This window comes from Trabulsiella odontotermitis (assembly GCF_001297775.1).
GTDB lineage: Bacteria > Pseudomonadota > Gammaproteobacteria > Enterobacterales > Enterobacteriaceae > Trabulsiella > Trabulsiella odontotermitis.
The window spans coordinates 177,090-190,738 of record NZ_LIFX01000004.1 but is presented as its reverse complement, the minus strand read 5'-3'; the positions used below and the strand labels follow the sequence as shown (position 1 = coordinate 190,738).

Annotated in this window: 16 protein-coding genes and 1 pseudogene; all 17 read right to left on the bottom strand. The window is 44.5% G+C overall.

What is annotated here, in order from left to right:
* Positions 1 to 36 precede the first annotated feature (36 nt).
* Complete coding sequence (locus tag AOY23_RS06520; protein WP_054178609.1) at positions 37 to 564, bottom strand: KilA-N domain-containing protein; 528 nt, start codon at positions 562 to 564, stop codon at positions 37 to 39.
* 313 nt (positions 565 to 877) lie between these two features.
* Positions 878 to 1,216, bottom strand: a pseudogene (locus AOY23_RS21615) (lysis protein); the annotation flags it as partial.
* A gap of 55 nt (positions 1,217 to 1,271) precedes the next feature.
* Positions 1,272 to 1,811, bottom strand: a complete 540-nt coding sequence (locus tag AOY23_RS06510; protein ID WP_152958458.1) for a hypothetical protein — start codon at positions 1,809 to 1,811, stop codon at positions 1,272 to 1,274.
* A 137-nt stretch (positions 1,812 to 1,948) separates the two neighbouring features.
* Positions 1,949 to 2,506 carry a hypothetical protein gene (locus tag AOY23_RS06505; RefSeq protein WP_054178611.1) on the bottom strand — a complete coding sequence of 186 codons (558 nt, stop codon included), beginning with the start codon at positions 2,504 to 2,506 and terminating at the stop codon, positions 1,949 to 1,951.
* Positions 2,503 to 3,027: a lysozyme gene (locus AOY23_RS06500; protein WP_054178612.1), complete on the bottom strand. Its 525-nt coding sequence runs from the start codon at positions 3,025 to 3,027 to the stop codon at positions 2,503 to 2,505. The genes AOY23_RS06505 and AOY23_RS06500 overlap by 4 nt, the downstream gene beginning before the upstream one ends.
* A gap of 1 nt (position 3,028) precedes the next feature.
* Positions 3,029 to 3,277 (bottom strand): class II holin family protein, encoded by a 249-nt coding sequence (locus AOY23_RS06495; RefSeq protein ID WP_054178613.1) that lies wholly within the window; start codon positions 3,275 to 3,277, stop codon positions 3,029 to 3,031.
* A gap of 66 nt (positions 3,278 to 3,343) precedes the next feature.
* Positions 3,344 to 4,396 (bottom strand): DNA-methyltransferase, encoded by a 1,053-nt coding sequence (locus tag AOY23_RS06490; RefSeq protein ID WP_054178614.1) that lies wholly within the window; start codon positions 4,394 to 4,396, stop codon positions 3,344 to 3,346.
* A gap of 439 nt (positions 4,397 to 4,835) precedes the next feature.
* Positions 4,836 to 5,231 carry a hypothetical protein gene (locus AOY23_RS23195; protein ID WP_054178615.1) on the bottom strand — a complete coding sequence of 132 codons (396 nt, stop codon included), beginning with the start codon at positions 5,229 to 5,231 and terminating at the stop codon, positions 4,836 to 4,838.
* 189 nt (positions 5,232 to 5,420) lie between these two features.
* On the bottom strand, positions 5,421 to 5,939 hold the full coding sequence (locus AOY23_RS06480) for an anti-virulence regulator CigR family protein (RefSeq protein WP_054178616.1): 519 nt from the start codon (positions 5,937 to 5,939) through the stop codon (positions 5,421 to 5,423).
* A 175-nt stretch (positions 5,940 to 6,114) separates the two neighbouring features.
* Positions 6,115 to 6,522: an antiterminator Q family protein gene (locus tag AOY23_RS06475; protein ID WP_054178617.1), complete on the bottom strand. Its 408-nt coding sequence runs from the start codon at positions 6,520 to 6,522 to the stop codon at positions 6,115 to 6,117.
* A 61-nt stretch (positions 6,523 to 6,583) separates the two neighbouring features.
* Positions 6,584 to 6,724, bottom strand: coding sequence for a YlcG family protein (locus AOY23_RS22505; RefSeq protein ID WP_152958456.1), 141 nt, complete (start codon positions 6,722 to 6,724; stop codon positions 6,584 to 6,586).
* Positions 6,721 to 7,299, bottom strand: a complete 579-nt coding sequence (locus AOY23_RS06470; protein ID WP_054178618.1) for a recombination protein NinG — start codon at positions 7,297 to 7,299, stop codon at positions 6,721 to 6,723. The genes AOY23_RS22505 and AOY23_RS06470 overlap by 4 nt, the downstream gene beginning before the upstream one ends.
* A 242-nt stretch (positions 7,300 to 7,541) precedes the next feature.
* Positions 7,542 to 8,396 (bottom strand): DNA adenine methylase, encoded by an 855-nt coding sequence (locus AOY23_RS06465; RefSeq protein ID WP_054178619.1) that lies wholly within the window; start codon positions 8,394 to 8,396, stop codon positions 7,542 to 7,544.
* Between the two features lie 70 nt (positions 8,397 to 8,466).
* Complete coding sequence (locus AOY23_RS06460; protein ID WP_054178620.1) at positions 8,467 to 9,936, bottom strand: ParB N-terminal domain-containing protein; 1,470 nt, start codon at positions 9,934 to 9,936, stop codon at positions 8,467 to 8,469.
* 375 nt (positions 9,937 to 10,311) lie between these two features.
* A complete protein-coding gene (locus AOY23_RS06455) occupies positions 10,312 to 10,590 on the bottom strand; it encodes a hypothetical protein (protein ID WP_072170947.1) in 279 nt (92 codons plus the stop codon).
* 373 nt (positions 10,591 to 10,963) lie between these two features.
* On the bottom strand, positions 10,964 to 12,094 hold the full coding sequence (gene darG / locus AOY23_RS06450; RefSeq protein WP_054178622.1) for a type II toxin-antitoxin system antitoxin DNA ADP-ribosyl glycohydrolase DarG: 1,131 nt from the start codon (positions 12,092 to 12,094) through the stop codon (positions 10,964 to 10,966).
* Positions 12,088 to 13,431, bottom strand: a complete 1,344-nt coding sequence (locus tag AOY23_RS06445) for a DarT ssDNA thymidine ADP-ribosyltransferase family protein (RefSeq protein WP_054178623.1) — start codon at positions 13,429 to 13,431, stop codon at positions 12,088 to 12,090. The genes darG and AOY23_RS06445 overlap by 7 nt, the downstream gene beginning before the upstream one ends.
* Between the last annotated feature and the right edge of the window lie 218 nt (positions 13,432 to 13,649).

The following is a 13,649-nucleotide window of genomic DNA, read 5'->3' as shown; positions in this document are numbered from 1 at the left end:
CTGATGCCTCTCAGTGAATGGCTTTTGTTGTGCCTGTCAATAAGGTTTAACTTCCATCAGTTCAACCATGTCAGGATCCATCTGACTGACAATACGATCACGTGTGCCGTTGAGAAGCTTTTTACGGCCACCAACTCCCCAGCGGTTCATTGTCCTAGCACAAGAACTGACCTCTTTTGCTTCGGAAGCGATCAGCAGGTCAAGACGGTTTAGGCGGTTCATGTTACTGACGACGTCTAAAACGCATTCACGGAACGTGTTGTAAACCCTGATCTCAAACTTAGGATTCAGCCACGCTGCATATCTGATAGCTACTAACTCCAGTCCCCAGACACCATGATTCGGGCCGCCATTAATGGTTTTTAGCGCCGCTATTTTCGTAGCGGCGGTCAATTCATCAACGAACACTTTGATTGATTTGCTTTTTGTGAAGTTACTCGGACGCTGTGATTCAGTAGCCTGTCCATTAGCTACGGCTGCAGAATGCAGATCATTCAGGTTGTATCTACCCTCACTATCGACACGTACAGACACGCCGTTTACTGACACTGTAGGATATTTCATAGCGTTAACCTTTTAGAAAGCGAGCCTGTCTCACAGAAAAGCCGCCCGAGAGAAGGTCGCCACCTATAACGGCTATTCTCAGGATCGCTTACTGAAAGGCTCTCGTTGAAGTGCGCGTGAGATGCGCGGTGAAACTCAGAAACAAAGTAAGCCCCGCATCAACAAGGCTTGAGTAAAACAAATATTTTCAGAGAGTTAAAACACATGAATGGATAGATATGGATAGATATGAATAGATATGAATAGAGATAAACAATCTTGCCAAGATAATAAAAAATTGTGTTTTGCGATCAGGATCACGTCATATTTGCATCTATTTTAAGCATTGTGTCTCGATGTATTCCTGCAGTGCTTTTAATGCTGTTTGATCACTGATGATCCCGGATCGGATACTGAGAATGTTTCGTCCAGCAACTGGAGAGAGTTCGACGGTGCCATCATCGCCCATGCCGGCGGTGCCGGTGGCTTTGGTTGCGGTTTGCACAGGGCATCTGCCTGCGACGTGCACCCGGCCACCAGCATCAAGTTTGCGCTCAAGAGCATCATTTTCAGCTTTTGCATCGGCTAACACCTTCGTATATTTCGCATCCAGCGCCGCCAGCGCGGTTTGTCTGGCCTCCATCGTGGTGATTGTGGCATTGGATACCGTCAGCCCATTCCCCGATGGAAAGCATGGGCTGACTAAAGTGTAGCGGTATTAGGATCAGTTATTTAGGCACCACTATGTCGGTTTCATAAAGTCGGAGTGTGGAGGGTCCTCCTTCTACATCACTGAACACAAAGCGGACGCGGGTCAATGACTTTGGTAAAGCAGTGATATCTCTTCCCTGAGCAATTTGATTACTCAGGGAATAGGAGAAACCGTCTGCGTCAATCAAAACCACATTCTTTGGCTCATTAAGTCCGGACATACGAACCGGAAAGTCATTATCGTTACGCACCGCAATGGTCAATTGCGTTTTTTGCCCTTCAAGTTGTTCGGTTTTTATAACGGTGACCTTTATTAGTTCTTGAAAATCATTTTTATTCGTCACCACTTTCGCACCGTCCGCGCTCTCGCCTTCTTTTCGACCAGCATCGACCCCTTCAACTACCCCGGCAAGCGCGTCTTTTCCTGTGGACACCATATCTGTAACGAAAGAACCGACTCCTTCTTTCACGGCATTTCCCGAGGAACTATCTGCAGCCCATGCAACAGAAGAACTTACAGCAAATACCGAGCACATAACCAATATTGATTTACGCATTTTTCAAAATCCATTTGAGGTGAAAGGTTTTTCTTTTTATACATTTCCCCTTTCCATCAATCAACCCGGTTCTGGCCGATTTTTTCTTAAAAAATAACCCCTGCGACACAGGTTCACACCCGTATGGGGACAGAGTTTTAATCTCCTTGCGATGATCTGGATTTCTCTATTTCTCGTATGCCAGATAACTGGTTATTCGCCTTGTCGATAGCGGCAAGCAGCGGCTTAATCCACAAAACTGCCTGGCAATATGTCAGCGAGCTGGTGGAAGTGGCGCTATCACTGGCTGCGTCAGCGTTCCCGGAATCGGTGTGCATTGCGCTGGTACGTAAACTGTTCGCGTAGTCGAGCAACCCACCAGCGACATCAGCAGGAACAGGCAGATCACAGGTTTTCTCACGTTTAAGGATCTCCCGGTACTCAATAATGGTTTTATCGGTGCTGACATCAATCAGAGAATTGAGGCTGCTGGCATGCTCTGCTACCTGATTAAACCGGTTGAAATTGAATGCCTGCGTGGCGATAACCTGCCCCTGCAGAGCGTTGTCATTGCGCAGAACGTTATTGTCGCTCTGCACAGTGGCAAAGTATGCGCGGCTATTTGCCAGCAGGACACACAGCACAGCGATTATCGTAACGACAACCACCAGCAATATCGGACGCCAGGCAGCTTTGATATTTTCCAGGGTAATCATTTCACACCATCCAGACAGAGAGTCTCTTCTTTACCGGCGCGCGTAACCAGTCCAGGAAGAACGCGCCCACCACCAAACACCCAGCGCGAAAACTGATTACAGGCTGCCTTCAGGTCACCGCTGCGGAATAAAGAGAACATAGTCGAGCCGCGCATATTGCCGCATCCTGAGCGGAAAGTTACCGACACGGCGGCGCTAAATGTATCGTCGGACAGGTTTCGTCCATTGCCATAACGGTTAACGCAGGATTCAGCATCGAGGATGTTTGCTTCCCATTCCGCCGCGATCTGCTGGTCGTTCTTAATGGTGCCCTGCTTAACACCATGAGTGTTGCCCATACCGTCGGTCAGTACACCCGCAGGGCAAACGTAAGGATCACGACGACAGGATTCTGCATTACCGATTAACTCGAGGCCGCGCTCATTGGTTCGTACATGTCCGTTTCCAAGCACAATCGAGATAATTACGGCAACTGAACAGATGATACCGGCCGCACCACCAGCTTTCTTTAGCGCTGCCATATCATTTATCCTGAGGAGGGGGCGTAATATAGCCGCGCTCCAGCGCCGCCTCATAGGCTTTGATCTGGCGGCGTTTAAAATAGAAGTTCACGAAGAATGTCAGCAGGCCAATAACGAAGCCGCCGATGACAGCGATCATGTTCCAGTCAAGGTCTTGCACCCATCTGGCGAAACTGCCCCAGCAGATGAGGCTACCTGATGTGCAATACCCCACCACCGAAGCTATTTTGTCAGGCATGATGTTTTTCATCCGACACCTCCTGCTTGAGGTGTATTGAGGGAAAATAAAAGGCGACTCATAGCCGCCCCGCATGAATTATTTCCCTGTCAGCCCCCGCACCTCGTTGACGGTCTGGATGAACCTTTCGGTTTCCAGTTCAATCCCTACCGCACGACGACCCAGCTCTAAAGCGGCCTTAATCGTCGAACCTGACCCCATGAAAAAGTCAGCAACAAGATCGCCGGGCCTGCTGCTGGCAGTGATTATCTGCCGCAGCATATCAGCCGGTTTCTCGCAGGGATGCTTGCCGGGATAAAACTGGACGGGTTTATGTGTCCATACGTCGGTAAAGGGTACAGTCACATTCACAGAGAAATAGCGCCGGAGAGATTGATACTCCTCCAGAAGCTCTGAATATTTTCGGTTTAACGAATGCCACGTCGCCACCAGCTGGTGGTGCGGCTGTTCAAGTTCACCGTTCTGGTGTTTATCCATTGCTGTTTGGGTAAACAGATTCTGGAGCCTGAGATAGTCCTGCTCGTTCGGCAACTGCCACTGGCTGGTACCGAACCAGTGCGACACCATGTTTTTCTTTCCTGTGGCATCGGCTATCTGTTTTGAACTCACACCCAGCGCATCACGCGCGCCCCTGAAATATGAAATCAGCGGAGCCATAACGTGCTGTTTTAATTCGGTACTCTTTTCCGCAAAGCCGTCACTCTTCGGGCTGTATGGCCCCTGATAATGCTCTGCGAAAATGATGCGTTCGGTCGCCGGGAAGTAAGACCGCAGGCTTTCTTTGTTACAGCCGTTCCAGCGCCCCGAAGGCTTTGCCCAGATAATGTGGTTCAGAACATTGAAGCGCTCACGCATCATGATTTCGATATCTGATGCCAGCCGGTGACCGCAGAACAGATAAAGACTTCCTGCGGGCTTCAGCACACGCCAGAATTCGGCGAGGCAACTATCCAGCCAGCGCAGATAATCCTCATCACCATTCCACTGATTGTCCCATCCATCCGGCTTCACTTTGAAGTAAGGCGGATCGGTAACTATCAGGTCAATGGAGTCATCAGGAAGAGATGCGAGGTAAAGCAGGCAATCAGCGTTGATCAACTCAACACTGGATATTTTTACAGTATTTTTCATAGATCAGTAAGCGGGACTCTGATAGGCTCACTATGCTTTTGCGCTAAAGCGGTGGGCCTTGGTTCGCTTGTGATCTGTAGCATGAGCGAATGGCTGGTCGGGTGCTACAACACCCACCAGCCGCCCATTTTCACAGCAGGAAGCCCCCAGTTAATGGAGGCGTTTGAAACTGACTAATTAAATGCAAATAGTCAATATAGAATATATCGGCAATGAGTTAAGTCAGCCTTTAAAAAAAAGACCAGCGATGGGGTTCGCTGGTCCTGAGTCAAATTATCGTGCAGATAATGGCTGTTTATTATTTTTGCCCTAATCCACTCTAAGGGGCAAATTAAGATTAGTTGAGCCTTATTACATTGCAACCCATTATATATAAAAATAAGACCACAAAAATATTGCGGTCATCAGCGGTGCACAGACACGCTTAATATACACACAGCTACTTCGCCACATTCAGTTCTATAGCTTTAACACCTGCTATTTTTGCCTGCTCGTTGTACTGCTCTACCAGAGCTTCAAGATCAAGTTCGGCTCGTTCCAACTCACGTCTGGCATCGTTGCACAGTTCTGCTGCACGTTCGACATGGAGACGCAAAAAGTCGCATTGCTGCGTTGCTTCTTCTACTGAGTCGAAGGTACGAGGTAAATCGCCAGGAGCTTCCAGCGGTCCACTAATAACTTCCACTTCACCGTTATTGCAAAGGTCATCGCCGCGCGTGACGTACCACGCACCAATCACCGTTTTACCAGTGTCGAGGTCGTTTATAACCTCCGGAACGTAGTACGCTATCTGTTGTCCGCCGTTGTACTGAATCCAGTAGTAGCCTTCTTGCATAAGCACCTCCCACTTGTGATGCCGTGAGTATAGCGGTACCAGAGAGATAATGGGTTTAGAAAAACTACAAACTGGATTAAGACACATGAATGAACATCTGGTCGAGTGCTACAACACTCACACGCTGCCCATCTTCACAGCAAAAAGCCCCGCATTTGCGAGGCTTTTAGAAATGCAATAATTTAGGTTTTAATCAAATACACCATTGAGAACGGCTGTAACTATCGCTGTGCTCAGCGCCACCAGCACCAGATCATCACCAATCCTCTTCCATTCATAGCCCGGGTAGTTTGGCAGTTCCCCAAGCATTGAAGCTGGTATAGTTTTCTTTTCAATCCCCGGGGGCAGTGGCTTACCACGCATCACATTTTTTGCGATTCCCGGGGGTAACGACTGGTATCCAGTCAGACCATAATTTACTGCCAGTGAACGGGCTCTGGAGAAGCTGATGTCCGTATCAACATGGTCAGGCTTTCTGTCGTTCTTCCCGTTATTCGTTTTTTCGGAAGACAGGCCGTAAGCGTTCCCTTTGTCATTCTTTACGCTGCTGTTGCCATGGCTGTTACCACTATTGCCATGACCGCCGCTATTACCGTGCCCATTACCCCCACCATTACCATTCCCCGGATTTGCTAACACAGGGGTGGCAATCACTGAGAGCGAGATAACCGCCGCCAATGCAGTCTTAAAAGTGCGACGCTTAAACATGATATATTCCTCAAGATGGATTACGCACTTTAAATGTAAATAAGCGATGTAATGACGGCAATCTCCTGGATTCTTAAATTAAACCCTCGCAGGAACCCTTATTGATAGGGTTAAGCAATGTGGCGAAGTAACCACTCTTAACAGAGTATTCTGTTTTTTACGTACGTAAACTTTTTTATCCATTAGCCACTAATTTCGTTTCAGGCTCGCGGGAAACAAACCTGTCCATTTCCAGTCGGACATCGAGCATCATCAGCATACCTTCAACGACGCCCTCTGCTTTCTGCAGTTTTTTTCCGATATGGCCATCAGAGCAGTCATGCTTATGTGCCAGAGCCATAAACGTCATGCCTATCACGTAATAATCCACCAGCAGATCGTGCAGGTCGCTGTTATTTTTGTTCAGGCGAGCCATGCAGCCGCAGAGAACCATTGCATCATCATCACAGCATTGAGGGCGTGATCTTATCTTTGTGGGAATAAGCCCCTTAAACCCCGCAGCTATCGGGGACCAGGCAACATCTTCATGGTTACTGGCAGCCCATGCGCCCCAGCGTTCGAGTACCATTTGAATATCACGCATTGTTATTCTCCATACACCTAAGCCTTCACTATTAAGCCAATACTCAGCGCACGCTGCAGGTTCATCTTGTTGCGCCAGTTGACCGGTAAATCCGAACGAGATTACGAAGTATCCTGTAGTCCACCAGCACTGAGCCCGGCCGTCGATATATGCGAAGGTGCTGCCAGCGAGTGCGGAGTGATTCAATGAGTTCTGGTTTCATGCAGCCTCCCTTTTTTTAAGCGCACGAAGTTCCGCCAGGGCGGTGAGTCTGATTTCTTTCAGCTCTTCACGCGTCCAGCGATGCGGTGTGTTGTTATTCTCAAGTTCCTGTACTGCGGTTTCTCCATATCGCGCGACAAGAGCTATTCGATAGGCTTCAATGTTTCCAGATTTATGAAGATTACAGGCGTCGCACTGGAGGTTTATGTTGATGCGGGTAAAACGGAGATGTCCCGCTGCAGCTGTAGTACGATAGTGTCCGGCATGCCAGGCATTAGCGGTTTTCGCTCCACAGGAAATACACCCCTCCCCGTTCACCAGAGCAGTTTCACGGCAGACATCATTCACGGCCCGCTGTGTAAGGTCTATCCAGTGCTTAAGGGGTTTGACGGCTTCTTTGCGCTTACGCCAGGCTTCACGTTCTTTCTTCACCATAGCTTTACGCTGCTTAGTGCGTTTCTTTTCCAGCTCCACCAGCGCGAACTGCGCACCATGTTCCGGGCAGCACCAGCGAACATTATCGAATGCAGGAGTGAATTTTTGGCGGCAGATTTTGCACCGGCGTTGAGGCTTCACGCTTCACCTCCGCAGAGATAAAACGCTGGGAACAGACAATCGCAGGTGCATTTCTGCATCTGTAACTGGCGGGAATGTGTTCTGATTGTTGTTTGCACTTTGAGTCCCCTCAAAGCGCAGAAGTCACCGGAGGTGTTCAGGCTCCGGTGATATGATTATGGCGGGTTGATTATGGAAAATCAAAACATGTTTATAAAGGTTGACCTGAACCTCATCAAGTAACGTACTTGAATAACACCGGTTTACTTCAGTAATCCTTTGGAAGGCATGAGAACGTTTGGGCCAAAAATCATTACCTCAGTTCCTTTACGTTTCTCCTGCGCAGTGTAGTTTAAGAAGTACTCTTCCTGTCGATAATCCGAGTAAATTTCTTTAATCTCCTCAGCATTATCATAAGACACAATCCAAGGATGTTCTACCTCACTGAGTTTTTTACAGATGGAAACATGATCTTCATGATTATAAAAATTTCGGTATAAACCAGAGCCTTTATAATAATAAGGAGGATCTAAATATAGGAGTGTGTTCTTTGGCAGAGGCTTTACAACTTTATCCATCAACTCGATAGCATCGTAATTATGAACATTTATTCTTGCGCCAAATGAGCCGATCATCTGAATTCTGGATATTAAATCCGGCTTATTAAACCTTACATCCAAGGTCCATTTACCACTTTGATTCTTACCACCGATAACCCCAGCCTTTAATATCCCAGAACGATTTGTCCGATTTAGGAAAAAAGTGGCCAATGCAACATCCACAATAGAATTGTTATCGATATCATTGATAATTTTCTTTTGTATTTCCCATTGTTCTATGGTGACAGGTATTTTTGAAATTGCAGCACAAAGTTCCTCGGTATGATTAACAGCGGCACACCAAAATGAATACACAGCAGGATCTAGATCATTAATATATATTCTCGAGACAAATTCATTAAACAATAAGTCTAAAGCAACCCCTGCCCCCCCAGCATAGGGTTCAACATAGTGACCGTCATTGAGGCCATTAGTCTCGATCAACCTCTTGAGGTAGTACGCGAATTTCCCTTTACCACCGGGGTACCTCAATGGTGTCGAATAGATTGATTTTGCCATAGTAAAACAATGAGTTAGTTTGCCAACTTAGGATACAGTTTAACTCAAAAGACCTAAGTTGGCCAGTACATTACGGCCAGATTGCTTTAAGCATTGGCAAATATTCTTCAGCGACATCTTTTAACTCTGAAGGCAACGGAGGGCTTGCAGTACTGTGGACAAACTGATTTAAATGGTCTACAGATCCAACTACTTGTGTCCCTGCTGCCCGACGACTTATAGCTTTCGACTCTGCTTTTGTTAGTAACCCTGCAGATTCGAGATGTTTAGCGACAGAAACAATTTTGGTCGCAAGCTTATCCTCATCACTGAGAGGCTTATTGTTATCATGCCGATAAACGCCATCACCAGCATGAGTCATGCGCCTCCTGTAATCCTCACAACTAACCTCAAGAAAAACCCTAAATGTAATCGCGGTAGCGTTTGGGACACGATCTACTTCAAGCAAACCCCGTAACTCTCGGTAGATTTCATTGATTCGGCTGTTGGGAATGTTGAGGGACCATGGAACAAGATATTTTCGGCTTCTCGAAGAACCTTTTGCCTTTGTTTTTGGACTATTTCTTTCATCTGTCTTTTGTTTACTTGGATCGCTACCAGCCCCCCCATCACCTTCAGAGCCAGAGTGGCCTCCCCACGATTTATCTTGTCTACCCTCTGATTCACTACCAGCCGTCCCCCCATCTGAAGTAACGGTACGTTTAAGGGACTCTTGATATAAATGTTCCGGGCTTAATTCGGGCGGTATATGATTGAGAAATGCCTTTCGGTCATCATCGTTTCGGACATCATTAACGTTATATCCTTCATGCCGAAACATGCGTATAGCGAATTCAATTGACGGCGCGCATATATCTAATGTGTATTTGAACTGGATTTGACGGTCTTTGATAAATACTGCGAATGCATCTTGAGCTCTTTTAGAGGCGAAAAGACGTGTGAGTGTAGTTACTGGAATTTGATAAATATCACTTATAATTATCTCGCTAAAGATTTGAGGATTGTCTCTGACAATCTCTCTTATCTGTCGCCCTATAGAGTCAACCCCCGTCTGCCTTGCTCTGCGCTCATCGCGGATATCACTATCCCATGGTACACGTCCTGCGCCACCATTTTGTCCTGTGTGCTTCAGTTCTATCCAAACATCCCCATCTTCTCGGGAAGCAACAACACTACATTCAATTTCGCTGGGGAAACGCTCTGCAATTTCTTTATGAGCCGCATAAAAGTCCTTATAGTACTTTTCTTGTGTACACAAATCTGGATTCTGCAACAGCTTCAATGCAGTGAGCCGCCTATTCCCTTCAAGAACTATGTAGTTTCCCTCATCATCAGGTATGACAAGCTGTAGTTCTGTCGGATCAAGACCATAGAGAACTATGTGCTCTGCAAGTTTTAGAATCTTTTTTGTGTCTTCAGGATCAGCAAGCATCAACTCAATTGCTTCACGTTGGTTTTGAGCAACATCACCACCAAACCTAACATTTTCTTGGTCGAGTTTAATTAGATTAAAATTTATTGAGCGGATATCTCTTTTCACGAATCGGCATCCTTACTGTGTGTAGATGATTTACACTATCAAAGTAGTATACAGATATTAAGCACTATATAAAATATCTGGCAGGTCTTCAGACACTGAGAATGAATAATTAATTCATGTAGATTGTGTTGTAAGCATTAATTTCCCTTAACTGTAGTGACCGCCTTATTGCGTTTAACCACTCATCTTTATGTCCGTTTCTAACACAAATCTGCTAGTGGCAACGTCATCAGGAGGCCAGAGGAAGAAGCAGACGTTATGCACCCGGCTCAGAAATAACGAAAAGATGTTGGGGTTAACCGTAGTGACTCAGAAACCGGGCTGGCAGACTTTCGGCGGATCACTGGAACTACCGGAGTATCAGTCTGGTTACCTTCAGCCTTTGCCATCATGATTAAAGTACGTTCCCTTCGCTACAAAATCTGGTTCTTTCCAGTTCGGGCCTTTTACGACCCTTTTGTTAGCATCGTATACCAACTCTCCAGCAGTGAAGAGTTTTTTATACTCAAGCAAAATCGTTCCTGAGGATATTATTTCAAAGTTGTGGTAGGTATACATCCTGTCAATGTGAGAAATATGTAGTTTAGGGCCAAAATAACGTAAAACGTCAGCCACCGATTCGGTCGTTGCCATCTCTTTAATATGATTAACCATTTTCGACCTCACTCCCTTCCCTAATAGAAATGTCTTCGACCTCGAAAGCCTCTTTCGTATGCAGCGATTCAACTCGTCATTCATTTTATAATTTCCGAGCTTTGCCGTATGGATATTATTCCATGATGTGCCACTGGTTAACACTTTTTGGTTTTAGTCATACCCGCTTCTGACACAAATCGGCCAGTGGCTACGTCATCTTGAGGCCAGAGCAAGAAGTAGACGTTATGACTAAAAAGCACTCGACTCAGAAATAGTAAAAAGATGTCTGGGTTAGCTATGGCGCCTCATGGCACAGAGCGGACCGGCCCGAAGATCGATGTCCGCTGTGATCGAGGCGCGGACATTATTGATAAGTTAGCTGTAACACATCTCAGAGGTTGATCTCCGATACTTGCTCACCTTCAAATGGTTTGATTGGTTTTGCGTTTATATTGATAGCAGCAAAAAAATCCTCCTCTTGAAGATTTTCGTATTTTATGAAATACGATTTTAACCCACCACTTATAATTTCACTCCTCTGTTTTTCTAGCCATTTCAACCTTTCAGTGGTGAAAATAACTGATTTGCAGATAAACATTCGGCCCATAACAGACGGCATGTAGGCTTTTCTATCAAATAATTTAAAAGGATCACCTAATGAAAGAATAGAAATGTTATCCGTAGCACCTTTTTCCCGATGTTTTTCTGCTGAGAATGAAATTCCGCTCGGCAAAAAAATTCCAGTTTCAATTCCTTGTCTAATAGAGTGCAAGGCCATTTTCTTATCAAAAGAAGAACCGCCAAACAAAATACTAAGGCGGTTAATTTTACAATGTTCTATTAATTTTAGGACGACCTTTTTTTCTTGCTCATTAGGTTTGGTACTTGAGATCAAAGAAATATCGAACTCTCTAATTACTCTACCGAAAATCCAGAGGTCTTTTTCTGTATAGCGAATCAACCCTGGCGGGTAAGATTTTTCATTTTTCTTTATTACACTTATACCTAAACTTTCAAGATCTGCAAGTTTGTTAGATGTAATGGATGACACTCTCTCAGCATTTTTTGAAGATTCTGGTTCAAAAACCAAGATATTACTTTTCGTTTCTGCAAGGTAATGAATAATAAGTTTTTTAACTTTTTCCCAATCCAATCCGCCATGCCCACAGCCGAGAGCTGGTAGTGTTATCGTCAAACCTTCTTTGTTCTTTACGTAGTCAGAAAGCCAGATAAGACCACTTTCAATGTATTCGTACTCAGATGGGTTTCGCCAATGATCCTTAGTAGGGAAGTTTATAATCTCAATTCCTTTCGAAAACATGTCTTCTTTTTTCCATACGCTAGGTTTTCCAGGCAATATTTCATTAGCCTTGCATTGACGGACATACTCTTTGAACATCTCAGGATATTTGTTTTTGAAGGCTAGAGCGACCCCCGCCCCCATGACACCTACACAATTAACTGTGTTAACTCTAATATCGGCATCAAAATCAAAGAAGTTTCCTTTAACAAACTCTAACATATGTTATTACTCCTAATCACACACAGTACTCTCGATTCTAAATCCGCTATTGATTTACTGTGGGTTGTCACCCATTCAGGATTGATTGCATTCATGTCAGCTTTTGATAGAGCAATGAGCATTTTCAAGTCATTTTCATCTTTGATTATATCAATCAATTGCTTCTCATCTCGGCCCTTCACAACAATGTCACCAATCAAGTCGTCATAAGTTACTAATGTTACTATCTTTCTTATAGATTCTTCACTTAGTCCGCCAATATCTTCAGTAAGAATTCGCTTTAACATAGGCAAGGATTTTGCAGCATGGTCATTATCAGCTTTGGTCATTCCATCTTGCCCCCAGCGAGACTTCGGCCCTTTACCTATATCATGTAGATATGCGGCAATAAGAACAATTTCTTTATCCGCATCAGACAGTCCATTATATTCATGGAACTGTTCGAGAGCACCCGCAACTTTTCTGCTATGCGTGCCAACATCATCAGTGTGCGGCCAATAGCTGGCCTTTAACCCGTCTATATCATCAAGTTCTTTTATTGATGAGAAGTTTTTTTTAATTGCATCTAAAGCATCACGAAGGCTTTTATACTTATTGATTTTGTTATCACTTTTATATATTTTTTCAATTGTTTTTTCCATGTCTTTTTTTAAAAAGTATGGCCCAGTCACAATTGATTTTCTTTTGCCATCGTAAAAGTTTATGTAATAGTGTTCCTCATCACACTTAATTTCAGGTGGCTCTATTCCTTTGTCTTTAAATATCCCCACTACTGTATCCTTAATCCATTCATTCCAAACTATTATGTGATCCAGTTCTGAGATATTAATGCTACCGGGAACAAGTAACTCTGCCATCTTCTGTTGACGATACCTCTCTGACGGGCACGACCATTTCTTTCTATCAATAGCATCCCAGTTTAAAGAGTTAAGCATATTTAGTGATTGGGAATTATAAAAATTTGGCGGCACATCTGTGTTTGCTGAAGCATCTGAAAATACAACATCAGCATTTTGTACAATAATTTCTATGGGAATAGCAAAGTAAATAAGAAACGCTTGGTCTACATTTTTTTTATTAATCACCCCAAGTTGCATGGAGTTTCTTTTTGAAAAGTAAAAAGGGATATAGTCGTGAACAAATTTCCCATTAGAACACGGTACCTGCATAGTGCTTCTTCTTCCTTGTATCCCATGCTCGGCAACATTATGATGAGTTATATTCTGATCATTTTTTAAGTTTGTACACAATAGTCCATTCTCGATTATCGATTCAAGGTTGCCTAGATAAGTAAAATGATATGCATATCTTCCTTTTAGACTTGCTGGAAACTCCATAAATTAATCCTTAATTTAATGTTAACATGGCAACAATAATCATCCATAGTTAAGCAATTTTTGCAATAGCTCTAGCGCGATAAAGCAAAAAAATTTGCTTATAACCCGCATAATTGCCATAACGAGCAAACTGGCTAATTTCGAATTTGATGGTTTCTCTACCTGAGGCGAATGTCTGCTTTTGGCACAAAGCAGACTGTCAGATATGCTCAACAAGC

What these genes read in the sequence shown, in the direction of transcription:
- AOY23_RS06520 (WP_054178609.1), bottom strand. Translation starts at nt 564, where the DNA reads ATGAAATATCCTACAGTGTCAGTAAACGGCGTGTCTGTACGTGTCGAT.
- AOY23_RS06510 (WP_152958458.1), bottom strand. Translation starts at nt 1,811, where the DNA reads ATGCGTAAATCAATATTGGTTATGTGCTCGGTATTTGCTGTAAGTTCT.
- AOY23_RS06505 (WP_054178611.1), bottom strand. Translation starts at nt 2,506, where the DNA reads ATGATTACCCTGGAAAATATCAAAGCTGCCTGGCGTCCGATATTGCTG.
- AOY23_RS06500 (WP_054178612.1), bottom strand. Translation starts at nt 3,027, where the DNA reads ATGGCAGCGCTAAAGAAAGCTGGTGGTGCGGCCGGTATCATCTGTTCA.
- AOY23_RS06495 (WP_054178613.1), bottom strand. Translation starts at nt 3,277, where the DNA reads ATGAAAAACATCATGCCTGACAAAATAGCTTCGGTGGTGGGGTATTGC.
- AOY23_RS06490 (WP_054178614.1), bottom strand. Translation starts at nt 4,396, where the DNA reads ATGAAAAATACTGTAAAAATATCCAGTGTTGAGTTGATCAACGCTGAT.
- AOY23_RS23195 (WP_054178615.1), bottom strand. Translation starts at nt 5,231, where the DNA reads ATGCAAGAAGGCTACTACTGGATTCAGTACAACGGCGGACAACAGATA.
- AOY23_RS06480 (WP_054178616.1), bottom strand. Translation starts at nt 5,939, where the DNA reads ATGTTTAAGCGTCGCACTTTTAAGACTGCATTGGCGGCGGTTATCTCG.
- AOY23_RS06475 (WP_054178617.1), bottom strand. Translation starts at nt 6,522, where the DNA reads ATGCGTGATATTCAAATGGTACTCGAACGCTGGGGCGCATGGGCTGCC.
- AOY23_RS22505 (WP_152958456.1), bottom strand. Translation starts at nt 6,724, where the DNA reads ATGAAACCAGAACTCATTGAATCACTCCGCACTCGCTGGCAGCACCTT.
- AOY23_RS06465 (WP_054178619.1), bottom strand. Translation starts at nt 8,396, where the DNA reads ATGGCAAAATCAATCTATTCGACACCATTGAGGTACCCCGGTGGTAAA.
- AOY23_RS06455 (WP_072170947.1), bottom strand. Translation starts at nt 10,590, where the DNA reads ATGGTTAATCATATTAAAGAGATGGCAACGACCGAATCGGTGGCTGAC.
- darG (WP_054178622.1), bottom strand. Translation starts at nt 12,094, where the DNA reads ATGTTAGAGTTTGTTAAAGGAAACTTCTTTGATTTTGATGCCGATATT.
- AOY23_RS06445 (WP_054178623.1), bottom strand. Translation starts at nt 13,431, where the DNA reads ATGGAGTTTCCAGCAAGTCTAAAAGGAAGATATGCATATCATTTTACT.